Origin of the sequence: Kitasatospora sp. NPDC088779, from assembly GCF_040685395.1 — a bacterium.
Taxonomy (GTDB): domain Bacteria; phylum Actinomycetota; class Actinomycetes; order Streptomycetales; family Streptomycetaceae; genus Kitasatospora.
In genome coordinates, this window is record NZ_JBFBHW010000002.1 from 242,508 (window position 1) to 263,639 (window position 21,132).

Genomic DNA, 21,132 nt, shown 5'->3' on the forward strand with positions numbered 1-21,132 from the left:
GACTCCGGTCCGATCTCCGCCATTTCCGGGCACACCGGTACGAGACGTTTCGTCTCGCCGAGAGCATGGATCGAACCCCCACGGCCGCGGTGCCGCGGCGACTGGAGGGCGGTGAACTGCCCGACGGCGACCGAGAGCTGAGGACGGCTACCGGTCGCTCACGAGAGGGCCACGGGCCCCCGGAGGCGACTCAGCCCGTCGCGCCCGTCGCCGGAGCCGACGGAGCCGGAGCCGACGGAGCCGCCGGGGCCGGGGCGAGGCCGGTGCAGCCCCGGAGGGCGTCGCGGCGCTTGCGGGCCGCCTCGGCGGTGGCGCCGGTGGCCGGGACGGGGACGCCCTTGTCGTCGATGGTCGCCGGGGCGAAGGCCTCGCCGGTGACCTTGCCGTCGCGGGTGAGGGTGAGGGTGGTGACGCCGGTCTCGTTGGAGAAGGCGTAGTTGGAGGTGCCGTACCAGAGGAAGTTGCCGAAGCCGTAGCCGATGTACGTGTTGCCGAGCATGCCCGAGCCGACCATGGTGTGGGCGTGGGTGCCGACCACGGCGGTGGCGCCGGCGGTGGCGAGCTTCTTGGCGATGGCGGTCTGCGGGCCGGTGGGGCAGGCCTTGCCCTCGTCGCCCCAGTGCAGGTAGACGAGGACGACGGGCGCCTGCTGCTTGGCCGCCTCGACCGCCTTGACCAGCGCGGGGACGTCCAGCGCGGAGGCGATTCCCGGCTTGTTGGCACCGGCCCGCCACTTCTGGTTGGTCAGGTCCTCGACCTGGCTGGCGGCGACGACGGCGACCTTCACACCGCGCACGGTGGTGACGTACGGGGCGTACGCCTCCTTGGCGTTGCGGCCGACGCCGACGACCGGGATCGGCGAGGAGTCCTTGGCGGCGAGGGTGTCGGTGAGGCCGTCGGCGCCGAAGTCGACGGCGTGGTTGTTGGCCATGGAGACGACGTCGACGCCGGAGTCCTTGAGCGCCGAGAGCGCCTTGGGCGAGGTGCGAAAGGTGTAGGTCTTCGGCTCGGGGGCGCCGCGCCCGGTGATCGCCGTCTCCAGGTTGAGGACGGACAGGTCGGCGTCGGCGAGCGTCCGGGAGAGCGGGCCGAGGGCCTGCTCCGGCGGCTGGACGGCGAGCCGGGCCTCGGTGCGGCCCTCGAAGTGGACGTCTCCGGCGAACGCGACGGTGATGCTGCCGTCGGGCCGGGGCGCGGCGTTCTTCCCGGCGGCGGTTCCGGACGGCGTCGCACCCGGGCTGGTGGACGCGCCCGCCGCCCCACCCGAGGAGGCCGCGGTCGAGCCGGGCGCGGCGGCCGGCGCCGGGGCGGGGTCGTCGGGCCCGCAGGCGGCGACGGCGGTCAGGCCGACGAACAGCGCGACGGCGGCCGCGGCACGGCGCATGAGTGGTTCCCCCCGGGTCGATCCAGAAGCGGTCAGCCTACGGCACGGGTTCCGCACCCATCCGCCTCGGTTCCGCAACATTCCGAGCACAACACCGGCGGGCCGGACACCCACCCCCGAACACCCACGGCCGGACACGAGCCGACGAACACCCACGGCCGGACACCCACGGCCGGACACCAAAGACTGGAGCACCGGGCGCCGAGGACTGAGCGCCGCCCCGGCGCGGTAGGAGATGCTGAACCGCCCCCGTCCGCCAGAGCCCGGAGCCGCACCCACCCCATGGACGACACCGATACCACCGCCTCCGCCGGCCCCGCCCCCACCGGCCGCCCACCAGCCGACTTCACCCCCGCCGAGCGCGCCCGTGGCCGCGCGCTGCGCCGCGCCCAGCTCCCCTGGGCACTGGGCGGTCGGCTGGCGGGCCTGGCGCTCACCCTGCTGCTCGGCCTGACCCCGGCCGGGGCCGGCCTGGTCTCGGCCGTCGGCGGCTGGTTCGGCGGCTCCCGGACGGCCGGGGTGCTGGCGGGCGCGGCGGCCCTGGTGGTGCTCGGCCAGGCGTTGCAGCTGCCGTTCGGCGCCCGACTGCGGGTGGTCCGGGCCCGGTACGGGCTGGTGACGCAGGGCTGGGTCGGCTGGACGGTGGACGCGCTGCGCGGCCTGGGGCTGGCCCTCGTGCTGGTCCTTCCGCTCGCGCTCGGGCTGTTCGCGCTGACCGCCTGGTCGCCGCGGCACTGGTGGCTGCCGGCGGCGGGCGCGGCGGCGGTGCTGACGGCGGCGCTGTCCTTCCTGCACCCGCTGCTGATCGAGCCGGTGTTCAACCGCTTCACCCCGATGCCGCCGGGCCCGCTGCGCAGCGCCCTGCTGGCGCTGGCCGAGCGGGACGGCGTACGGGTGCGGGACGTCCTGGTGGCGGACGCCTCGCGGCGGACCACCGCGCTCAACGCGTACGTGTCGGGGCTGGGCGCGACCCGCCGGATCGTCGCGTACGACACGCTGCTGTCGACGGCCACGCCGCGCGAGGTGGAACTGGTGGTGGCGCACGAGCTGGGCCACGTGAAGCACCGGGACGTGCCGTTCGGCACCTTGCTGGGCGCGGTGGGCGCGGCCGCGGCGGTGGCCGTGCTGGGGGTGCTGGGCTCCTGGCGACCTCTGCTGTCGGCGGCGGGGGCGGCGGATGCGGCCGATCCGCGGGCGCTGCCGCTGCTGGCGGCGTGCGCGGCGCTGCTGGGGGCGCTGTCGGGGCCGGCCCAGTGCGCAGTGAGCCGCCGGATCGAGGCCAGGGCGGACCGGCATGCGCTCGAACTGACGTCGGACGCCGAGCAGTTCGTCGCAATGCAACGCAGACTGGCCTTGGCGAACGTCTCCGATGTCGACCCGCCGAGGGCGCTTGAGCTACTGTTCGCCACTCACCCGAGTGCGACCCGCCGGATTGCCGCCGCCCGCGCCTGGCAGGCCACTCAGGGACAGGGAGGCCCGGAGCGGCGCGCGAACCCGGGGGAATCCGTTGTATAGTGCAACAAATATCGAGGAGGTAGGAACGCCCGTGCCCGGCCGCCAGTCGTCCATCGACGCCATCCAGCGCGAGCTGACCGCCTTCGCCCGGCGCGCCCGGCACAAGGCCTCCCAGCTGCACCCCGACCTCTCCCTGGTCACCTACAGCATCCTCGACCTGATCACCGAGCGCGGCGGCTGTCGGGCCGCCGACGTGGCCGCCCACTTCATGCTCGACAAGTCGACCGTCAGCCGCCAGGTCACCGCCCTGGAGAAGCTCGGCCTGCTGCGGCGCGAGGCCGACCCGGACGACCAGCGCGGCCAGATCCTGCGCGCCACCGAGGCCGGGCTCGCCCTGCTGCAGGACGCCAACGAGCAGCGCCGCCTGGCCTTCACCGCCCGCTTCACCGACTGGTCCGACGAGGACGTCGCCCGCTTCGCCGCCTACCTGGCCCGCTACGGCGAAGAGGGCTGAGACCCCCTGTACGGGGTGCGCCCGGGGGCCTCCGGGGTGTACCCGAGGAGCGCCCGGGGTGCGCCCCACCGCCCCGACGGTGTACAGAGGAAAGGTGCCACTCCGGCAGCGTCCCCGTGACCCGCAGCCCCGCGACCGCCGCCGCCCCCGGCGGCCCGACCGCCGCGCGCTGACGGCGCTGTCGCTCGCGCTGATCGTCGTGATCACCGTCGTCGACATCCTCTCCCCCGCGCAGATCCACCTCGGCCCGCTGCTGATCGTCGCCCCCGCGCTCACCGCCTCCTACGCCGGCGCCCGGGCCACCGCCGGCGTCGCCCTGCTGGCCCTCGCCGCGCTCACCGTCATCGGCATCACCCGGGACGGCCTCACCAGCGCCAACATCGAGACCCAGCTGGGCGCGCAGGTCGTCGTCTCCGCCCTGATCATCGGACTGCGGGCGCTGCGCGAACGGTACGAACGCGAGCTGGCCCAGGTCCGCTCAGTGTCCGAGGCCGCCCAGCGGGTCCTGCTGCGCCCGCTGCCGGACCGGATCGGGCCGCTGCACCTGGCCTCCGTCTACCTCGCCGCCGAGGCCGAGGCACAGGTCGGCGGCGACCTGTACGCGGCCGCCCGCACCGCCACCGGCACCCGGCTGCTGGTCGGTGACGTCCGCGGCAAGGGCCTGTCCTCGCTCGGCGACGCGGCCCTGCTGCTCGGCGCCTTCCGCGCCGCCGCCCACCTGCACGCCGACCTGCCCGGGCTCGCCGCCTACCTGGACGGCAGCGTCTGCTGGGACCTCGCCCAGCTCGGCGAACAGGCCCGCCGACGCCGCCTGAGCGGCGAGGACCCGGACGAGGCGGCCCCGCCGGAGGACAGCGGCGAGTCCTTCATCACCGCCGTCCTGCTCGACATCCCCGACGACGGCACGGCGGTCCGGCTGATCGACTGCGGCCACCCGCCCCCGCTGCTGCTGCGCCCCGACGGCATCACCACGCTGGCCGCCCGCCACCCGGCGCCGCCGCTGGGCCTGGGCGAGCTCGCCCCGGTCCGGTACGAGGTGGAGACCTTCCCGTTCCACCCCGGCGACCGGCTGCTGATCTACACCGACGGCGTGATCGAGGCCCGAGACGCCGACCGGCGCTTCTACCCGCTCACCGACCGCGTCACCGCCTGGCAGGACGAACGCCCGACCGCCCTGCTCCACCACCTGCGCCGCGACCTGCTCGCCCACGTCGGCGGCCGGCTGGACGACGACGCGGCGATGGTCATCGTCGAGCGGCTCCCCCGGCTTCCCTAGCTCCCCCGGCTCCCCCGGCTCGCCCGGCTCTCTCCCCTGGCTCCCCTGTCGCGAACACCGGGGGCTGACGGCTACTGCGCGAGGTAGCCGCCGTCGACGGGCAGCACCGCGCCGGTGATGAAGGAGGCGTCGTCGGAGGCGAGGAACAGGACGGCCGCCGCGACCTCCGCCGGGGCCCCGAGGCGGCCCATCGGGTGGCGCTTCTCGATCGCGGCGAGGTACTCCGTCCCGCCGGGTTCGTCGTACAGGCGGGCGACGCGGTCGGTGGCGATGGTGCCGGGGGCGACGGCGTTGATCCGGATGCCGCGGTCGGCCCATTCGACGGCGAGGTGCCGGGTGAGGCCGGAGGCGACGAACTTGGCGGGCCCGTAGACCGCCTGGCCGCGCTGGCCGGCCTCGCCGGAGATGGAGGAGACGCAGACGATCGCCCCACCCGGCCGTTCCTGGGCGGCCATCGCCTGGATGCCGTACTTGCAGGTGAGGAACATGCCGCGGCCGTCGACGGCCATGACCTGGTCCCACTCCTCGGCGGTGGCCTCGGTGACCTCCATGAGCGGGATCACCCCGGCGTTGGCCACCAGGACGTCGAGGCGGCCGTGCCGTTCGACGGCGGCGTCGACCATCCGGCGGGCGTCCTCGTCGCTGGCCACGTCGCCGACCACCGTGCTGACGGCGTGCGGGAACCGGTCGGCCAGCCGGCGCAGGCCCTCGACGTCGATGTCGGTGCCGACCACCGACGCGCCCTCGCGCACGAAGCGTTCGGCGACGGCCCGGCCGATGCCGTTGGCCGCACCCGTCACCACGCAGGACCGCCCGGCCAGGCGGCCCGCCGACACCCCTGATGCGTTCTCAGTCACCATGCCACCGGACTCTACCGATTCCGCGTCAGAACGCCCGGTGCATCGACCAGTTGACCAGTGCACCGGGCCGACTGCCGGTCGTCGACGACCCCGGCACCCATGGCTCAGACCGTGAGCACGATCTTGCCGCGCAGGTGCCCGTGCTCGCTGAGCCGGTGCGCCTCGGCCGCCTCCGCCAGCGGCAGCACCTGGTGCAGCGGCAGCCGCAGGGTGCCCGCCTCGTGCAGCGCCAGCACGGCGGCGTAGGCGCGCTGGTGGTAGGACTCGACGCCCTCCGCCCCGCCGCTGAAGCGGACGCCGTACTCGGCGGAGCCGGCGAAGTCGACGATCGTCACCACCCGGTCCGCGGAGCCGGTCAGCTCGATGGAGAGCGGCAGCACCCCGCCCTTGCCCGCCGCGTCCAGCGCCCGGTCCACCCCGCCCGGGGCGGCGGCCCGCACCCGGTCCGCCAGGCCGTCGCCGTAGGCCACCGGGATCGCGCCCAGCTCGCGCAGGTAGCCGTGGTTGGCCTCGCCGGCGGTGCCGACCACGGTGATCCCGCGTGCCCGGGCCAGTTGCAGCAGCAGGGTGCCGACCCCGCCGGCCGCGCCGTGCACCAGCAGCGTCTCGCCGGCCCGCACGCCCAGGACGCCGAGCACCCGCTCGGCGGTCTCGGCCGCCACCGGGATCGCCGCAGCCTCCTCCCAGCTCAGCGCGGCGGGCTTGCGGGCCAGCAGGTCGGCGTCCACGAGCGCCTGTTCGGCGTACGCGCCGCCCATGACGGCGCCGAACACCTCGTCGCCGGGCGCCCACGCGGTCACGTCCGGGCCGACGGCCTCCACCGCACCGGCCAGCTCGTAGCCGCCGACGTGCGGGAAGGAGACCGGGAAGGCCGCCACCATCGAGCCGCTGCGCACCTTGTGGTCCAGCGGGTTGACGCCCACCGTGCGGACCGCGACCCGCACCTGGCCGGGGCCCGGGGCGGGCAGCTCGACGTCGGTCGGGCGCAGCACGTCCACGCCGCCGTACTCGGAGAAGGCGATCGCCTTGGTCATGGAATGTCCTTGCGGGTTCGGTGAGTTGTTTCTTCCGACGGCTCCATCCTGGATCGTCCGGGGTGGTCGCCAGGCCCGCCTTTCGGATGGTTCCACCTGTCCGAACGGCCAGGCCCCCGCCCCGGCCCCCGGGCTAGGCTGGCCGGCATGGGCGACGGCATCGGCGTTGACAAGGACGTGCGCAACGAGACGGGCGAGGACGTGGACGGCAGGGACCTGGACCACGGGAACGGGGATGGGGACGGCGCGGACGAGCGGTGGCGGCAGCACTGGGGCCGCCCCGAGGAGGCGCTGGCGCGGGCCGTCGAGGTGCTGCGCACCCCCCGGCCGCACCTGATGGACCGGCTCTCCGAGGTGGTCGCCACCCTCGTCCCGCACGTGGCGATCGCCCAGCTCAGCGGCATCTGCACCTATTCCCCCACGCTCGCCTTCGGCCCACCCGAGCTGACCGCCGCCGTCAGCGGCCTGGAGCTCGCCAAGCTGGCCGAGACGACCACCTCGGCGACGGCCGACGGCCGGGCCTGGCAGGGCGAGGCGCAGCTGGCCGGGCGGGCGAGGTCCGTCGTGGTGGTCACGGCGTCGGCGTCGGACGCCACCACCGCGGTGCTGGTGCTGGTCCGGGACGGCGGCGCCGACCCGGTGGCGGCCGGGGCGCTCGCCGTCCTCCAGCAGCTGTGGGACTTGGTCACCACCCACTCGCACCACCGCGCCACCGACGCCGGCCCCACCCACGCGGTGGCCTCCCGGGCCTCCGCCAACGCCCGCGCCCGGGCGATCGCCGAGTTCACCGGCTCCCACGGCGCGGCGCTCACCGCGATCCTCGCGCCGCTGCGCTCCGCCGCGCTGGACGACGCCACCGCGCGCCGCGCCGCCACCGAACTGGCCGTGACGGCGCTGCTCGACCTTCGCCGGGGCGCCGACCTGGACCGGGCGCTCAGCGAGGAGCCCGCCGACGCCGCGTTCGCCCGGCTCGACCAGCAGTTGCGCCCGCTGCTGCGGCACACCCGGGTGCGGCTGGACGTCGCGCCGCCGGCGGAGGCAGGCCGGTCCGTGCCGGCGGACACCGCGCACGCCGCCCGGGACGCCGTCCGGGCGGCCGTCCTCGTGATGCTGGAGCAGGACGCCGTGACCAGGCTGCACGTGAGCTGGCGGTTCACCGGTGACACGCTGCGGGCGGTGGTCCGGGACGACGGCCCCGGCCTGCTGGCCACCGACGCGCTGGCCGTCCACCGCACCGCCGACCGGATCGCCGCCCTCGGCGGGCGCTGCGCCATCGAGGCCGTCCCCGGCTGGGGCACCACGGTGAGCGTCGACCTGCCGCTCGGCCTGCCCGAACAACCGCGCGCCACCGACCCGTTGGACGGCCTCCAGCCGCGCGAGCTGGAAGTGCTCGACCAACTGGCCCAGGGCCGGCGAAACCGGGACATCGCCGCGGCGCTGCACATCAGCGAGTCGACGGTGAAGTTCCACGTCGCCAACATCCTGGCCAAGCTCGGCGTCTCCTCGCGCGGCGAGGCGGCGGCCCTGGCCCACCGGGCCGGGATGCCGGGCACCCCGGCCCTGCACGTGGCGTCCTGAGGAGAACCGCGAGATGACCGAGACCACCGAGACCACCGGGCCGACCGGGCCGACCGCGCCCTGGGACCCGGCCGCCCCCGGCGTGCTGCGCCTGCCCTCCGGGCGGCTGCTGCGCGGGCGCGGCCTCAGCCGCCCGCTGCCGCCCGGCCCGCACCCCTCCTTCGGGCTCTACCTGCTGGGCCGCCCGCCCAAGCCGTTCCCGTGGGAGGGCCGTTGGGTGCACTGGCCCGACTTCCGGCTCCCCGCCGACCGGGCGGACGCGGCCGACGCCTTCCGCGAGGTCTGGCGGCGGTCGGCGACCGAACGCGTCGAACTCGCCTGCGCCGGCGGCCACGGCCGCACCGGCACCGCCCTCGCCTGCGTCGCGATCCTGGACGGCGTCCCGGCCGCCGAGGCCGTCGCGTACGTCCGGGAGCACTACGACCGGCACGCGGTGGAGACGCCCTGGCAGCGCCGCTTCGTGGAGCGGTGGGCCTGAACGGCCGTCCCGGGCGGCCAGGAGCAGGAATCCCGACCCCGGCGACCCGACCGCGCCCGTGTGCGACGGGTTCGAACTGGCGTGTCCGGCGCGTCGGGGGGTGATCGCGCCACGACAGTGACCCGTTCGGGTTCCGCGCGCCCTACCGGGGGCCACGGGCCGAAGGAATGATGAGCGGACCGCACGTGATCCAGACGACTCCGCACACCTGCCCCCGGCCGGTGGACCTGCGGTGGAAGGAGCCCACGTTGTTGCTGCTCATCTCCCCGGACGGCGTCGAGGAGGCCCTCGACTGCGCGAAGGCGGCGGAGCACCTCGACATCGTCGACGTCAAGAAGCCGGACGAGGGCTCGCTCGGCGCGAACTTCCCGTGGGTGATCAGGGAGATCCGTGACGCCGTCCCGGCGGACAAGCCGTTGTCCGCCACCGTGGGGGACGTCCCGTACAAGCCCGGCACGGTGGCCCAGGCCGCGCTCGGTGCGGCCGTCTCCGGCGCCACGTACATCAAGGTCGGCCTCTACGGGTGCACGACGCCCGAACAGGCCGTCGACGTCATGCGAGGGGTCGTCCGGGCCGTGAAGGACTACCGGCCGGACGCGTTCGTCGTCGCCTCGGGCTACGCCGACGCCCACCGGATCGGCTGCGTCAACCCGCTCGCGTTGCCCGACATCGCCCGTCGCTCCGGCTCCGACGCGGCCATGCTCGACACCGCGATCAAGGACGGGACCAGGCTGTTCGACCACGTTCCGCCCGAGGTCTGCGCGGAGTTCGTCCGGCTGGCCCACGAAGCCGATCTGCTCGCCGCGCTCGCGGGCAGCGTCAAGGCGGCGGACCTCGGCACGCTGACCCGTATCGGCACGGACATCGTGGGAGTGCGCGGGGCCGTCTGCGAGGGCGGCGACCGCACCGCCGGAAGGATCCGGCCGCAGCTGGTGGCCGACTTCCGGGCGGAGATGGACCGGCACGCCCGGGACCACGCGGCCGTCGTCACCGCCGCGAGTTGACCCCCGGCAGGCCGGCGAGCCGGCCCGGCCGCCCGCCCGGGCCCGACGGCGGTCGCTTCGCCGTCGTCGACCCGGCGACGGGCAAGGCCTTCGCCGAGGCCCCCGACCAGCAGCCGGACGCGCTGGACGCCGTCGTCGGCCGGGCCCACGAGGCCTGGCGCAGCTGGCGGGCCGACCCCGCCGCCCGCGCCGCCGCGTTGCGCGCGGCAGCCGACGCCGTGGAGGCGGCCGGAGCCGACCTCGCCCCGCTGCTCACCCGGGAACAGGGCAAACCCCTGGCCGAGTCGGCCGCCGAGGTCGCCCGGACGGCGGCCCGCCTGCGCTACTTCGCCGACCTGGCCCCCGGGCCCCAGTCGATCGCGGACGGCCGTCCGGTGCGCAGCGAGATCCGCTGGCGGCCGCTGGGGCCGGTCGCCGCGATCGTCCCGTGGAACTTCCCGCTCCAGCTCGCGGCGGCGAAGTTCGCGCCCGCACTCGCCGCGGGCAACACGATGGTGCTCAAGCCCTCCCCGTTCACCCCCCTCGCCACCCGGCTGCTGGGGTCCGTCCTCGCCACCGCCCTCCCCGAGGGCGTCCTGACGATCGTCACCGGCCGCGAACCCCTCGGCGCCCGGCTCGCCTCCCACCCGGGGATCCGCCACGTGACCTTCACCGGCTCGGTCCCCACCGGACGGGCCGTCGCGGCGGGCGCGGCCGTCTCGCTCGCCCGGGTCACCCTGGAGCTGGGCGGCAACGACGCCGCCGTCCTGCTGGACGACGTGGACGTGGACCGGATCGCGGACCGGCTGTTCTGGGCGGCGTTCCGCAACTGCGGGCAGGTCTGCATGGCGGTCAAGCGCGTCTACGCCCCGGCCCGGCTCCACTCCCACGTGGTCGAGGCCCTCGCGGAACGGGCGAAGAGCGTCGTCGTCGGCGCCGGACTCGACCCGGGCACCCAGCTGGGGCCGGTCAACAACGCCCCCCAGCTGGCCAGGGTCGAGCGCTACACGGCCCGGGCCCTGGCGGACGGCGCCCGGGCCGCGGCCGGTGGCCACCGGCTGGACCGGCCGGGCTACTTCTTCGCCCCGACGGTGCTGGCCGACGTCCCCTCCGACAGTCCGGTGGTGACGGAGGAGCAGTTCGGCCCGGTCCTGCCGGTGCTGCCGTACCGGAGCGTCGACGAGGCCGTCGAGGCGGCCAACGACACCGGATTCGGGCTGGGCGGCTCGGTGTGGGGGACGGACCTCGACCGGGCCGAGGCGGTGGCCGACCGGCTGGAGTGCGGGACGGCGTGGATCAACCACCACGCCGAGCTGTCCCTCGCCCAGCCCTTCGCGGGCATCAAGGACAGCGGTGTCGGCGTCGCGGGCGGGCCGTGGGGGCTCTACGGGAACCTCAGGCCGTTCGTCGTGCACCGGCCTGAGGAGGCTTGACGATCCGGAGGAGGCGTGACGATGAGGTTCGACGCGGCGGTACTGCGCTCGTACGAGGGCGGGTTCGTCGTCGAGGAGGTGGTCCTGAACGGGGGGCCGGCCGACGGCGAGGTGCTGGTGCGGATCGCGGGTTGCGGGATGTGCCGCACCGATCTCGCGGTCCGGCGTTCGGCGGGCCGCTCGCCGTTGCCTGCGGTGCTCGGGCACGAGGGGGCCGGGGTCGTGGTGGAGACCGGCGGCCCGGGCACCGGGCTGAGCGTCGGCGACCACGTCGTGCTGAGCTTCGACTCGTGCGGACACTGCCGGAACTGCCTAGGTGCGGCCCCCGCCTACTGCGACTCCTTCGCCGCGCTCAACCTCTTCGGCGGGCGCGAGGAGGAGGCGGCGCGGTTCACCGACGCGGCCGGGGGCGAGCTGGCCCCCCGGTGGTTCGGCCAGTCCTCGTTCGGCGAGTACGCGATGGTTCCGGCGCGCAACGCCGTCCGGGTCGACCGCTCGCTGCCCGTCGACCTGCTCGGGCCCCTCGGCTGCGGCTTCCTGACCGGTGCCGGGGCGGTGTTCAACTCCTTCGGCGCCGGCCCCGGCGACACCGTCCTGGTCCTCGGCGCGGGGGCGGTTGGCCTCGCCGCGGTGATGGCGGCCACGGCCGCCGGGGCGGTGGCCGTGGCCGTCGACCGCTACACCGAACGGCTGAACCTCGCCGAGCGGTTCGGCGCGATCCCGCTGCGCGCCGGACCGGCCGACCACGCCTCCGGGCCCGACCTGGCCTCCCGGCCCGGCCTTGTCCCCCGGCCCGGCCTGGCCGAGCGGATCCAGCGGCTGACCGACGGTGGCGCCCAGTACGCGCTGGACACCACGGCCTCCGGCCCGCTGATCAACGAGGCGCTCCGGGCCCTGCGCCCGACCGGCCACCTCGGGCTGGTGGCCCGGCTCCGCACCGCGCTGTCGCTCGATCCGGGGACACTGGACCGGGGCCGGCGGATCTCGCACATCTGCGAGGGGGACGCGGTGCCGGCGCTGCTGATCCCCCGGCTGACCCGGCTGTGGCAGGCCGGGCGGTTCCCCTTCGACCAGCTGATCCGCCGGTACCCGCTCGCCGCCATCAACGAGGCCGAACGCGACTGCGACGCGGGCCGGGTGGTCAAACCCGTCCTGGTCCCGGAGCGGAGCGCCCGCTGAGCGAGGCGCTCCGCCCTCCTGCACCTACACCCGGGGCTTGTGCGCGAACACCCAGCGGTTGCCCTCCAGCGCGTCGTTCGGCTCGGGCAGGGGACCGCGACCGTGCTGGTGGGTGAAGTCGAAGGGGGTGTGGACCGAGGTGATCCAGCCCTTGCCGGCCAGGGCGCCCGCGGAGTCGGGCCGCGGCTCTCCGTCGAACAGATCGAGCAGGTCGATGCCGATCTGGTGTTTCGTCGAGGTGTAGAGCGGGCTCTCGCGGTACTCCAACAGGCTCTTCTCCAGCTTGACCTCGTACGCCATGGCACTGCCGCCCGCACTCAACCGGTCGACCGTGTCGATGAGTTGCGCCTCGACACCGTTGGGCAGGTAGAAGAGCAACCCCTCCGCCAGCCAGACGCTCGGTACGGCCGCGTCGAAGCCGGCCTCGGTCAGCGCTCCGGCCCAGTCGGCGCACAGGTCGGCGACGACCGGTACGCGCGCCGCCTTCGGGGAGGCCGACAGCCCTCCGAGCACCCCGTGCTTGAAGGCCAGTACGCCCTCCCGGTCGACCTCGAAGACCGTGCAGCCGGGAGGCCAGTCGAGCCGGAACGCCCGCGTGTCCAACCCGGCGCCGAGCAGGACCACTTGGCGGGCGCCCGCGTGCACCGACCGGAGCAGGAAGTCGTCGAGGACCCTCGTCCGCAGGCCGAAGTAGCGCGCGAACCGCCCCCACAGCGGGTTCGCGTCCCCGTCCGGCACCTGGTGCATCCGGACCGGCCAGCCCGCGGACGCCGGCGCGGCGAGCACGAAGTGCTCCGCGTAGACGTCCTGCGCCAGGGTGTCGTGCCGGTGGGTCTCGATCGCGCGCGCCGCGGCGACCAGGAGAGCCGTCAGACCGACACCGCCCTCCACCCCCTCCACACCGGTGCTCCGGTGCGCCGTACCGACCATGTGTCCTCCCCTTGAAGCGAGTTGAGAACGCGAACAGCGAGGAATGCGACTGCCTCCTCACTATCCAGCCGGCCCTCGCCCGTCCGGGAGCGGTCCCACCGGATCCACCCGACCGGGTGAATCCCGCCGCCGCGGCGCCCGGACGCCCCCCGGGTGTGCTGCTCACCGACCGCGCCGGGCCTGTTCGCGCACGTGCTCGGGGTACCAACGGGTGATCCGGAACGCCAGCACCAGCAGGATCACCGGGATAACCCAGGTCAGCCAGTCCTTCGCCGAGCCGACGTGCAGGGCCGCCAGCCCCAGGAGCGCGGTGATCAGGAAGACCGCGCCCCAGAGCGCGGTCAGCAACCGGTTGGTGCGCTGGAACCGCGGCGTACCCCAGACCTCCGGCGGCGTGGACTCCCGGGCGTACTGCTCGGTGAACGGTGTGAACGCCAGCGACCCCAGGGCCACCACCGCGAGCACGCCGCTGGACAGCACCTGCGCGTAGGTCTCCAGCCAGATCAGGCTGTGCCGGTCGAGCGCCAGGCCCAGCACGCAGAGCACGGCGAAGAAGGCCACGCCGACGATGCTGAGCACCTTGAGCGCATGGTGGCGCGCGTCCGGTACGGCGAGGACGAGCGCGGCGACCAGCGCCGTCAGGGCCGCCAGTTTCCAGGTGCTCGGCCCGGCGATGACGTCGAACACGATCCACGGCACGAACGAGAGGAAGACCGAGCCGGATCGCAGACCGCCCCGGCTCTGGCGTCCCGGCCCCGGACCGGGGGCGGGGACGGGGGCGGGATCGACTGCCGCGCCGGATGCCGGGCCGCCGGATGCGGGGTCGGGTGGGGAAGGTCCGAACGTGGGTCGGTGCATGAGAGCCTCCGGTTCCATGCTGCGACCAGGCCGGTCCGGCTGCATCCGGGGCCGCCCTCGCCCCCTCGCCCCCTCGCCCCCTCGCGCCCCCTCCCCGAGGCGCCGGGGCGCTTCGGGGAGGTGCGGGGAGGTACGGGGAGGTGCGGAGCGGGGTCAGGTCTTGCGCAGGGCCGGAGCCGGGGCGCCGATGAGGAGCCGGCGGACGGCGTCCCAGGCGGTGCGCTGGGCGGCGGCGCAGGCGCGGGTGTCGGAGCCGAGCAGGCGGAGCCAGGCGCCGCTGTCGTGCGGGAGGACGCTGACGCCGTGGAGCAGGCCGCTGCCGGCCAGGGCCTCGTGCAGGGTGTCGGCGACCTGCGCGGCGGGGGCGAGCGGCGTGACGACGTAGAGGCTGGCCATGACGTCGTGGCCGGCCAGGACCGCCGGGCCGGTCACGCCGGCCTCCGGGGGCTCCAGCCGGACGGTGTCGAGGGCGATCAACTGGCCGTCGGGGCGCCGCACTTCGAGGTCGGAGGCGAACACCTGGTAGGCGTTGCGCTCGCCCCGGGCGAGGCGGCCGGCGAGGACGGTCTCGCCGGCCAGCACGGTGGCGGTGGGGTCGACGGTGAGGACGGTGCGCTGGTAGAGCCGGGAATCGACGAAGGGGATGACGGGCTCGGGCAGGTACTCGACGTAGGCGCGGGGGCCGGCGTCCAGGTTGACCAGCTGCGTCGCGTAGTCGAACTCCATCCGGTAGACCTTGGTGGCCGCCTGGGTGGTGAGGTGGGTCGCGGTGTCGGCGCCGCAGCGCAGGTCGGTGCGGAGCCGGTCGGCCTGGAGGATGCCGCCGCCGGTGGACATCAGGAAGGTGACGGCGAGGTCCGGGCGGGCCGGGTCGAAGTAGAGCGGGCGCATGATCTGCAGCGGCGACTTCTGGTAGTGGCCGGTGAGTTCGGTGCGTTCGCCGATCCGTTCGAAGGCCAGCTCCAGCAGGCCGACCTTGCCGGGGCGCCCGACACCCAGGGTGTCGGGCGTCCCGGCGTACCGGCGGACGGCGTACGGGACGCGGGCCGGCTCGTAGTGCCGCGGATCGAGCCGGGGCACGGCGGCCTCCCCCGCAGCCGCTTCCCCCGCGGCCACCGTGACGGTCATGCCGGGACCTTGCGGAAGGTCTCCAGGAAGGTGGCGATCTCGTCCAGCCCGTGCCCGGTGAGGCAGTTGGTGAGCACGACCGGCCCGCCCTCGCGGACGCGGTGGGCGTCGGACTCCATGATGCCGAGGTCCGCACGGACGTACTGGGCGATGTCGATCTTGTTGATGACCAGCAGGTCGGACTCGGTGATGCCCGGGCCGCGCTTGCGGGGCATCTTCTCGCCCTCGGCGGTGTCCAGGACGAAGAGGAAGAGGTCGACCAGGACGGGGCTGAAGGTCAGCGTGAGGTTGTCGCCACCGGACTCGAACAGCAGGGTGTCGACGTCGGGGAAGCGCTCCAGCATCTCGGCGCCGGCCGCGAGGTTCATCGTCGGGTCGTCCCGGACGGCGGTGTGCGGGCAGGCGCCGGTCTCGACGCCGACGACCCGCTCGGGGTCGAGGACGCCGGCCAGGGTGCGACGCACGTGCTGCGCGTCCTCCTGGGTGTAGATGTCGTTGGTGATGACCGCCGGGCGGTGGCCGTTGGCGATCAGCACCGGGACGAGGGCCTCGATGAGCGCCGTCTTGCCGGAGCCGACCGGCCCGCCGATGCCCACGCGGAGCACGTTCTCGGTCATTGCTGTCTCCTTCTGATGCGGTGTGACGTTGGTTCTGCGTCCGGGAGGAACGGGAGCTGCGACACTCCGGCGCCCGCCCGCACCTCCCGGACGCGGTTCAGCTGGCGAACAGCCGGGCCTCGGCCCGTTCGTGCCGCCCGGACATCGCGTCCGCGACCGGCACGCACCCGCCCAGGTCTTCCAACTCCCGGGCGAGGGCGGCCCGTACGGTCTCCTCGATCACCGGCGCCGCGGCCCGCAGCACCACCTGCGCCTTGCGGTGGTCGGTCAGCCGCAACCGCAGGGCGGCGCCGACGAAGCTGGTGCAGAAGGCGAACAGGTCGCTGGCGACGGCCTGGTCGACGGGCACGGCGGCAGAGGCGTAGGCGACTCCGGCGGCCACCGGCTGGGAGCCGGGGGCCTGCTTAGCGGCGACCAGTTCGGCGTACCGGTCCAGCGGTTCGCCGCCGATCGACTCCCGGGCGATGTCGAGGAGTTGGCGCCCGGTCCGGGTGGATGCCAGGCGCAGCTCGCGGTTGAGTTTGGTGGCGTGCAGCCGCTGGTCCACGTCGACCAGCAGGCCCCAGTCGCCGGCCCGGGCGGCGCCGTGGGCGAGGGCGAGCGCGGTGGCGTCGCCGGGGCCGACCGAGTGGCGCAGCAGGTCGGTGAGCAGGTCGGGCATGGTGTCCGGGGTGACGGCCTTGGCCTGCGCGTAGCCCTCCAGGCCGTGCGAGAGGGTGTAGAAGCCGCTGGGGAAGGCGGAGTCGGTCAGCTGGAGGCTGACCAGCAGGGTGTCCAGGCCTCCCCCGAGCCCGGGAGAGCCAGGCCCCGAAGAACCGGGCCCCGAAGTACCGGGCCCCGAAGTACCGAGCCCTGGAGAGCCGCTCACGCGAGGTAGAACAGGTGGTTGAGCGGGAGTTCGCGGGCGGGCTCGATGGTGGCCGGCTCGCCGTCCAGGGTGACCTTGTAGGTCTCCGGGTCGACGGCGATCTTCGGCAGCGCGTCGTTGCGGACCATGTGCTGCTTGCCGACCGAGCGGCAGCGCCGCACGGGCAGGACCCGGCTGTCCAGCCCGAGTCGGGCCGGGACGCCGAGGTCGATGGCGGCCTGCGACATGAAGGAGACCCGGGTGGCCTGCTTGGCCCGGCCGAGCGCGCCGTACATCGGGCGGTAGTAGACCGGCTGCGGGGTGGGCAGCGAGGCGTTCGGGTCGCCCATCAGCGCCCAGTTGATGACGCCGCCCTTGATGACCATCTTGGGCTTGGCGCCGAAGGAGTTGATCGGCCAGAGCACGATGTCGGCGAGCTTGCCGCTCTCCAGCGAGCCGATGTGGTCGGCGGTGCCGGAGGCGATGGCCGGGTTGATGGTGAGCTTGGCGAGGTAGCGCAGGACGCGGAAGTTGTCGTTGCGCTCGCTGTCGCCGTCGAGCTTGCCGCGCTGGTCCTTGCAGTGGTGGGCGGTCTGGAAGGCGCGGGTGAAGGACTCCCCGATCCGACCCATCGCCTGCGAGTCCGAGGAGAAGATCGAGATGACGCCCTCGTCGTGCAGGACGGTCTCGGCGGCGATCGTCTCGGCGCGGACCCGGGAGTCGGCGAAGGAGACGTCCTCGGGGATGTCGTGGCTGAGGTGGTGGCAGACCATCACCATGTCCAGCAGCTCGTCGACCGAGTTGACGGTGTAGGGCAGCGTGGGGTTGGTGGAGGACGGCAGGACGTTGGGCTCGCCGGCGATCCGCATGATGTCGGGGGCGTGGCCGCCGCCCGCGCCCTCGGTGTGGAAGGTGTGGATGGTGCGGCCGTCGATGGCGGAGAGGGTGTCCTCGAAGAAGCCGCCCTCGTTGAGGGTGTCCGTGTGGATGGCCACCTGGACGTCGTACTCGTCGGCGACGCCGAGCGCGCTGTCGATGGCGGCGGGGGTGCTGCCCCAGTCCTCGTGCACCTTGAGGCCGCAGACGCCGGCCTCGACCTGCTCGCGCAGGGCGCCGGGCAGCGAGCCGTTGCCCTTGCCGAGGAGTCCGACGTTGACCGGGAGGTCCTCGACCGCCTGGTACATCCGGTGGATGTTCCACGGGCCGGGGGTGCAGGTGGTGCCGTTGGTGCCGTCGGAGGGGCCGGTGCCGCCGCCGATGAGGGTGGTGATGCCGTTGCTCAGCGCCTCCTGAACCTGCTGCGGGGCGATGAAGTGGATGTGGGTGTCGATGCCGCCGGCGGTGGCGATCAGGTGCTCGCCGGAGATCACCTCGGTGCCGGGGCCGATGACCAGCTGGGGGTGCACGCCGCTCTGGGTGTGCGGGTTGCCGGCCTTGCCGACGGCGGTGATGAAGCCGTCCTTGACGCCGATGTCGCCCTTGACCACGCCGAGGACGGCGTCCATCACGACGACGTTGGTGATCACCAGGTCCAGCGCGCCCTGGGCGGAGGTGGCGGCCGGGTCCTGGGCCATGCCGTCGCGGATGCCCTTGCCGCCGCCGTAGACGGCCTCGTCGCCGTAGTGGCCCTGGTTGAAGTCCTTCTCGATCTCGACGACGAGGTTGGTGTCGGCGAGGTGGAAGCGGTCACCGACCGTGGGCCCGAAGAGATCGGTGTACTGCTTGCGGGACAGCGTGGCCATCAGCGGTCGCCTTCCTTGTGGTCGAGGTTGGTGCCCTTGAACCCGAGGGCGATCGCCCGGTCGATCGCCCGGGCGCGGGTGTCGGCCGACCTGATGCCGCCGTCGACGAGGTTGCTGAAGCCGATCAGGCGGCCGTGGCCGCCGAACTCGGCGAGCGTGACGTCCTTGGTGTCGCCCGGCTCGAAGCGGACGGCGGTGCCGGCCGGGATGTCCAGGTGCTTGCCGTAGGCGGCGTTGCGGTCGAAGTCGAGGGCGCGGTTGACCTCGAAGAAGTGGTAGTGCGAGCCGACCTGGATCGCCCGGTCGCCGGTGTTGCTGACCGTGATGGTGACCTGGGCGCGACCGGCGTTGATCTCCACCGGGTCGTCGCCGTACAGGTACGTGGCGCCACCAGACATGGCGGGCCCTTCCTCTCTGTCGGTTCAGTGATGTGTGTGGCCGTGGGTGTGTCCATCGGTGGCACCGTGGCCGTGGCCGTGCGAGTGGTCCCCGCCGGGGCCGTGGCTGTGGGCGTAGCCGTGCCCGTGCTCGGCGTCGAGGCCGGCCAGGATGCCGTCCTCGCCGTGGCCGAGCAGGTGCAGGGCCGCCGCGGTGCGGGCCGCGACGACGCCGGCGATCGCGGACGGCCGCAGCAGCGGCCCGCCGTCCCGCACCCCGGGCAGTTCGGTGCGCAGCGCCGGTCCGAACGAGGCCGGTACGGCCGTCACTTCGCGGGCGCCGAGCAGCCGGCAGCGTTCGACGCCCTCGGCGAGGTCGGGGTCGCCGCCCGCGAAGGCCACCTCGACCCAGCGGTGGTGGCCGTACTGGCGGACCAGCCGGGCGATCCGGAACAGGTCCGCGTCCTCGAACGGGCCGGCCGCCGGGGCGGTGACCAGCACGGCGCCGTCGGGCCCGGGGGCGGCGGAGGCCGCGGCCCGCAGCCAGCCGACGAGGTGGTCCTTGCCGCCGAACGCCCCGGTCAGGGCGAGTCGTCCGCGCCCCTCCCCTGCTGCCAGCCAGCGCAGCGCCCGGGCGGTGTCGGCCACCAGCTTCGGGTCGCGGCCCAGCGTCATCGGGACGACGCACACCGGGCCGTCGGTGGCGGCCAGCGCCGAGCGGACGGCCTCGCCGAGCGCCCGGCCGGCGGCGGCCGCGGCGTGGACGGCGGGCTCGCGCTCCACCAGGGCGGCCAGGTCCCGGCCGCCGTCGCTCTCGTGCCCGCCGGCCAGCACCACCGTGGCGGCGGGCGGCGGGGCCGAGGTCGGCGCCGGCGTCGGACCGGTCGCCGCTTCCGCCTGACGTACGGTCATGGCTCAGGCACCCACCGGGTCGTGGCAGGAGACCAGCTTGGTGCCGTCCAGGAACGCGGCCTCGACCTGGAGCAGTGGCAGCATCTCGCGGACGCCGGGCATGACGTCCTCGCCGCTGACGACCTGCTTGCCGATCTCCATGCACTCGGCGACGGTGCGCCCGTCCCGGGCGCCCTCCATGATCGCCTCGCTGATCAGCGCGCAGGCCTCGCTGTAGTTCAGTTTCACACCGCGGTCGCGGCGTTTGCGGGCCAGATCGGCCACAACGTAGATGTACAGCTTGTCCATCTCACGCGGGGCGAGATTCACGGGAATCACTCTTCCTTTCCGAGGGAACTCCGCAGGAACTCCGAATGAACACGCCTGTCACGAGCGGGAATTCGGACTACCGAAACCCGGTCAGACCCTGCGCAGCCGGGGAATGGCCGGCACCGCCGCCAGGAACAGCATGGTGGTCAGGACGAACGGCCAGGTGAAGGCGTGGCCGCCGAACGGCACGGTGGCGGCGGCCAGCGCCGGGGTCAGGACGGTGGCGGCGGCCGCGCCGAGGACGGCGTAGGCCGCGCTCCACCCGCCGGGGGCGACGAACACGCCGCACAGCGCCATCGCGACGAGCACCCCGCTGTACCCGAGCAGCCCCTGGCCGACGGCGTCGGCGGGCGCGCCGAGCGTCCAGGCGGTGAGCAGCCCGGTCGCACTGCCCGCGCAGGCCAGCAGGCCGGCCGGGCGGCTGGCCGCGAAGATGCCTGCCAGGAACAGCAGGCCGACGTACCACTGGGGCATGAAGAAGATCTGGCCGATGTTGGCGAAGAACCCGTGCCACAGCTGGTCCCAGGTCAGCCCGGTCGGGCCGGCGGCCGGCCCGGCCAGGGCGGTCGGGGCGCCGGTGCCGTGCCACAGGTGGCGGAAGCCGGGCGCCGCGGCCGTCGTCGCGGTGGCGACCAGGCAGAACGGCGCGGTGAGCGCGGGCAGTTTCCAGGTGTCGAGCACCGCGCCGAGGCCCGCGGTGACCACCACGGCGACGACGGCGCCGAGGACGGCCGCCGCGACGGTGGCGGGGTGGTCGGGGCCGAGGAACACCGCGCACCCCAGCGCCACGAGGCAGCCGTTGTAACCGTGCAGCCCGGCCTCGACGGCGTCGCGCGCCAACCGCAGGCCGTACGCGACGGCAGTGCCGACGGCGCTGCCGAGCAGGCCGTAGACGCCGTAGCGCCAGCCGGCCGCGAAGAGTGCGGCCACGAAGAACAGGCCGCAGACGGCGGACGGCATGAAGTCCACCTGCGCGACGCCGCGCAGGACTTCGACGGCTAACTTGAGGGATATCGGGCGGGCGGCCTCCGAGGCCCCCGGCTCACCCTTTTTCTGACCCATACTTCGCACCAATTCCCGGTACGTCTTTCCACGGCATGGCGAATAGTCCCGCAAGGCTGCTCGACTTTACTCGCGAGCACGCCCGGCGATTCCTCCGGAACCGTACTCCTGCGGAATGCCGGTCGGCGCGGACACGACCGGTTACACCCGTATGGCGAAGGGTGATCATCAGGCCT

At 74.3% G+C, this 21,132-nt stretch carries 21 protein-coding genes; 8 read left to right on the forward strand and 13 right to left on the reverse strand.

Going from position 1 to position 21,132, the window contains the following annotated elements; all coding sequences use genetic code 11:
• Positions 1 to 190: 190 nt before the first annotated feature.
• Positions 191 to 1,384, reverse strand: coding sequence for a CapA family protein (locus AB0P03_RS02615; protein ID WP_363627602.1), 1,194 nt, complete (start codon positions 1,382 to 1,384; stop codon positions 191 to 193).
• Between the two features lie 282 nt (positions 1,385 to 1,666).
• Here AB0P03_RS02615 and AB0P03_RS02620 point away from each other — a divergent pair, with 282 nt between their 5' ends.
• The 3 genes from AB0P03_RS02620 (at position 1,667) to AB0P03_RS02630 (ending at position 4,629) form a co-directional block, all read left to right on the forward strand.
• Positions 1,667 to 2,899, forward strand: coding sequence for a M48 family metalloprotease (locus AB0P03_RS02620; RefSeq protein ID WP_363627603.1), 1,233 nt, complete (start codon positions 1,667 to 1,669; stop codon positions 2,897 to 2,899).
• Between the two features lie 31 nt (positions 2,900 to 2,930).
• The gene (locus AB0P03_RS02625) at positions 2,931 to 3,353 is read left to right on the forward strand and encodes a MarR family transcriptional regulator (protein WP_063349838.1); all 423 of its coding nucleotides are present in this window, start codon (positions 2,931 to 2,933) and stop codon (positions 3,351 to 3,353) included.
• A gap of 94 nt (positions 3,354 to 3,447) precedes the next feature.
• The gene (locus tag AB0P03_RS02630; protein WP_363627604.1) at positions 3,448 to 4,629 is read left to right on the forward strand and encodes a PP2C family protein-serine/threonine phosphatase; all 1,182 of its coding nucleotides are present in this window, start codon (positions 3,448 to 3,450) and stop codon (positions 4,627 to 4,629) included.
• Between the two features lie 71 nt (positions 4,630 to 4,700).
• Here the strand turns inward: AB0P03_RS02630 and AB0P03_RS02635 are convergent, their stop codons facing one another.
• Together AB0P03_RS02635 and AB0P03_RS02640 are read right to left on the reverse strand one after the other, a co-directional pair.
• On the reverse strand, positions 4,701 to 5,489 hold the full coding sequence (locus AB0P03_RS02635) for an SDR family NAD(P)-dependent oxidoreductase (RefSeq protein ID WP_363579585.1): 789 nt from the start codon (positions 5,487 to 5,489) through the stop codon (positions 4,701 to 4,703).
• Between the two features lie 104 nt (positions 5,490 to 5,593).
• Entirely contained in the window at positions 5,594 to 6,523 is a 930-nt protein-coding gene (locus AB0P03_RS02640; RefSeq protein WP_363627605.1) for an NADP-dependent oxidoreductase, read from the reverse strand.
• A gap of 147 nt (positions 6,524 to 6,670) precedes the next feature.
• Here AB0P03_RS02640 and AB0P03_RS02645 point away from each other — a divergent pair, with 147 nt between their 5' ends.
• The 5 genes from AB0P03_RS02645 to AB0P03_RS02665 all read left to right on the forward strand — a co-directional run bounded on the left by AB0P03_RS02645 (position 6,671) and on the right by AB0P03_RS02665 (position 12,174).
• The gene (locus AB0P03_RS02645) at positions 6,671 to 8,101 is read left to right on the forward strand and encodes a LuxR C-terminal-related transcriptional regulator (protein ID WP_363579587.1); all 1,431 of its coding nucleotides are present in this window, start codon (positions 6,671 to 6,673) and stop codon (positions 8,099 to 8,101) included.
• Positions 8,102 to 8,114: 13 nt separating this feature from the next.
• Positions 8,115 to 8,579, forward strand: a complete 465-nt coding sequence (locus tag AB0P03_RS02650; protein ID WP_363579588.1) for a protein-tyrosine phosphatase family protein — start codon at positions 8,115 to 8,117, stop codon at positions 8,577 to 8,579.
• 248 nt (positions 8,580 to 8,827) lie between these two features.
• Positions 8,828 to 9,583, forward strand: a complete 756-nt coding sequence (locus AB0P03_RS02655; protein WP_363579672.1) for a (5-formylfuran-3-yl)methyl phosphate synthase — start codon at positions 8,828 to 8,830, stop codon at positions 9,581 to 9,583.
• Complete coding sequence (locus AB0P03_RS02660) at positions 9,580 to 10,995, forward strand: aldehyde dehydrogenase family protein (protein WP_363627606.1); 1,416 nt, start codon at positions 9,580 to 9,582, stop codon at positions 10,993 to 10,995. Before AB0P03_RS02655 ends, AB0P03_RS02660 begins: the two co-directional genes overlap by 4 nt.
• 21 nt (positions 10,996 to 11,016) lie before the next feature.
• Positions 11,017 to 12,174 carry an NAD(P)-dependent alcohol dehydrogenase gene (locus tag AB0P03_RS02665; RefSeq protein ID WP_363627607.1) on the forward strand — a complete coding sequence of 386 codons (1,158 nt, stop codon included), beginning with the start codon at positions 11,017 to 11,019 and terminating at the stop codon, positions 12,172 to 12,174.
• Between the two features lie 24 nt (positions 12,175 to 12,198).
• Here AB0P03_RS02665 and AB0P03_RS02670 read toward each other — a convergent pair whose 3' ends face one another.
• The 10 genes from AB0P03_RS02670 to AB0P03_RS02715 all read right to left on the reverse strand — a co-directional run bounded on the left by AB0P03_RS02670 (position 12,199) and on the right by AB0P03_RS02715 (position 20,956).
• Entirely contained in the window at positions 12,199 to 13,104 is a 906-nt protein-coding gene (locus AB0P03_RS02670; protein WP_363627608.1) for a class I SAM-dependent methyltransferase, read from the reverse strand.
• A 162-nt stretch (positions 13,105 to 13,266) separates the two neighbouring features.
• Positions 13,267 to 13,803, reverse strand: coding sequence for a hypothetical protein (locus tag AB0P03_RS02675; RefSeq protein ID WP_363579592.1), 537 nt, complete (start codon positions 13,801 to 13,803; stop codon positions 13,267 to 13,269).
• 312 nt (positions 13,804 to 14,115) lie between these two features.
• A complete protein-coding gene (locus AB0P03_RS02680; protein ID WP_363616436.1) occupies positions 14,116 to 15,090 on the reverse strand; it encodes an urease accessory protein UreD in 975 nt (324 codons plus the stop codon).
• Complete coding sequence (gene ureG / locus AB0P03_RS02685; protein WP_063349828.1) at positions 15,087 to 15,707, reverse strand: urease accessory protein UreG; 621 nt, start codon at positions 15,705 to 15,707, stop codon at positions 15,087 to 15,089. Before ureG ends, AB0P03_RS02680 begins: the two co-directional genes overlap by 4 nt.
• 97 nt (positions 15,708 to 15,804) lie before the next feature.
• Positions 15,805 to 16,485: an urease accessory UreF family protein gene (locus AB0P03_RS02690; protein ID WP_363627642.1), complete on the reverse strand. Its 681-nt coding sequence runs from the start codon at positions 16,483 to 16,485 to the stop codon at positions 15,805 to 15,807.
• An 86-nt stretch (positions 16,486 to 16,571) separates the two neighbouring features.
• On the reverse strand, positions 16,572 to 18,296 hold the full coding sequence (gene ureC / locus AB0P03_RS02695; protein WP_363627609.1) for an urease subunit alpha: 1,725 nt from the start codon (positions 18,294 to 18,296) through the stop codon (positions 16,572 to 16,574).
• Positions 18,296 to 18,694, reverse strand: a complete 399-nt coding sequence (locus AB0P03_RS02700) for an urease subunit beta (protein WP_350887002.1) — start codon at positions 18,692 to 18,694, stop codon at positions 18,296 to 18,298. Before AB0P03_RS02700 ends, ureC begins: the two co-directional genes overlap by 1 nt.
• Before the next feature lie 24 nt (positions 18,695 to 18,718).
• On the reverse strand, positions 18,719 to 19,585 hold the full coding sequence (locus AB0P03_RS02705; RefSeq protein ID WP_363627610.1) for a cobalamin biosynthesis protein CbiX: 867 nt from the start codon (positions 19,583 to 19,585) through the stop codon (positions 18,719 to 18,721).
• A gap of 3 nt (positions 19,586 to 19,588) precedes the next feature.
• Positions 19,589 to 19,894 carry an urease subunit gamma gene (locus AB0P03_RS02710; RefSeq protein ID WP_063349823.1) on the reverse strand — a complete coding sequence of 102 codons (306 nt, stop codon included), beginning with the start codon at positions 19,892 to 19,894 and terminating at the stop codon, positions 19,589 to 19,591.
• Between the two features lie 90 nt (positions 19,895 to 19,984).
• On the reverse strand, positions 19,985 to 20,956 hold the full coding sequence (locus tag AB0P03_RS02715; RefSeq protein WP_363579595.1) for an urea transporter: 972 nt from the start codon (positions 20,954 to 20,956) through the stop codon (positions 19,985 to 19,987).
• Positions 20,957 to 21,132 lie beyond the last annotated feature (176 nt).

Excerpts from the sequence above, each read along its gene's own strand:
- AB0P03_RS02650 (WP_363579588.1), top strand. The coding sequence starts at position 8,115 with ATGACCGAGACCACCGAGACCACCGGGCCGACCGGGCCGACCGCGCCC.
- AB0P03_RS02620 (WP_363627603.1), top strand. The coding sequence starts at position 1,667 with ATGGACGACACCGATACCACCGCCTCCGCCGGCCCCGCCCCCACCGGC.
- AB0P03_RS02705 (WP_363627610.1), bottom strand. The coding sequence starts at position 19,585 with ATGACCGTACGTCAGGCGGAAGCGGCGACCGGTCCGACGCCGGCGCCG.
- ureG (WP_063349828.1), bottom strand. The coding sequence starts at position 15,707 with ATGACCGAGAACGTGCTCCGCGTGGGCATCGGCGGGCCGGTCGGCTCC.
- AB0P03_RS02615 (WP_363627602.1), bottom strand. The coding sequence starts at position 1,384 with ATGCGCCGTGCCGCGGCCGCCGTCGCGCTGTTCGTCGGCCTGACCGCC.
- AB0P03_RS02665 (WP_363627607.1), top strand. The coding sequence starts at position 11,017 with ATGAGGTTCGACGCGGCGGTACTGCGCTCGTACGAGGGCGGGTTCGTC.
- AB0P03_RS02715 (WP_363579595.1), bottom strand. The coding sequence starts at position 20,956 with ATGGGTCAGAAAAAGGGTGAGCCGGGGGCCTCGGAGGCCGCCCGCCCG.
- AB0P03_RS02635 (WP_363579585.1), bottom strand. The coding sequence starts at position 5,489 with ATGGTGACTGAGAACGCATCAGGGGTGTCGGCGGGCCGCCTGGCCGGG.
- AB0P03_RS02700 (WP_350887002.1), bottom strand. The coding sequence starts at position 18,694 with ATGTCTGGTGGCGCCACGTACCTGTACGGCGACGACCCGGTGGAGATC.
- ureC (WP_363627609.1), bottom strand. The coding sequence starts at position 18,296 with ATGGCCACGCTGTCCCGCAAGCAGTACACCGATCTCTTCGGGCCCACG.
- AB0P03_RS02670 (WP_363627608.1), bottom strand. The coding sequence starts at position 13,104 with ATGGTCGGTACGGCGCACCGGAGCACCGGTGTGGAGGGGGTGGAGGGC.
- AB0P03_RS02645 (WP_363579587.1), top strand. The coding sequence starts at position 6,671 with ATGGGCGACGGCATCGGCGTTGACAAGGACGTGCGCAACGAGACGGGC.
- AB0P03_RS02640 (WP_363627605.1), bottom strand. The coding sequence starts at position 6,523 with ATGACCAAGGCGATCGCCTTCTCCGAGTACGGCGGCGTGGACGTGCTG.
- AB0P03_RS02680 (WP_363616436.1), bottom strand. The coding sequence starts at position 15,090 with ATGACCGTCACGGTGGCCGCGGGGGAAGCGGCTGCGGGGGAGGCCGCC.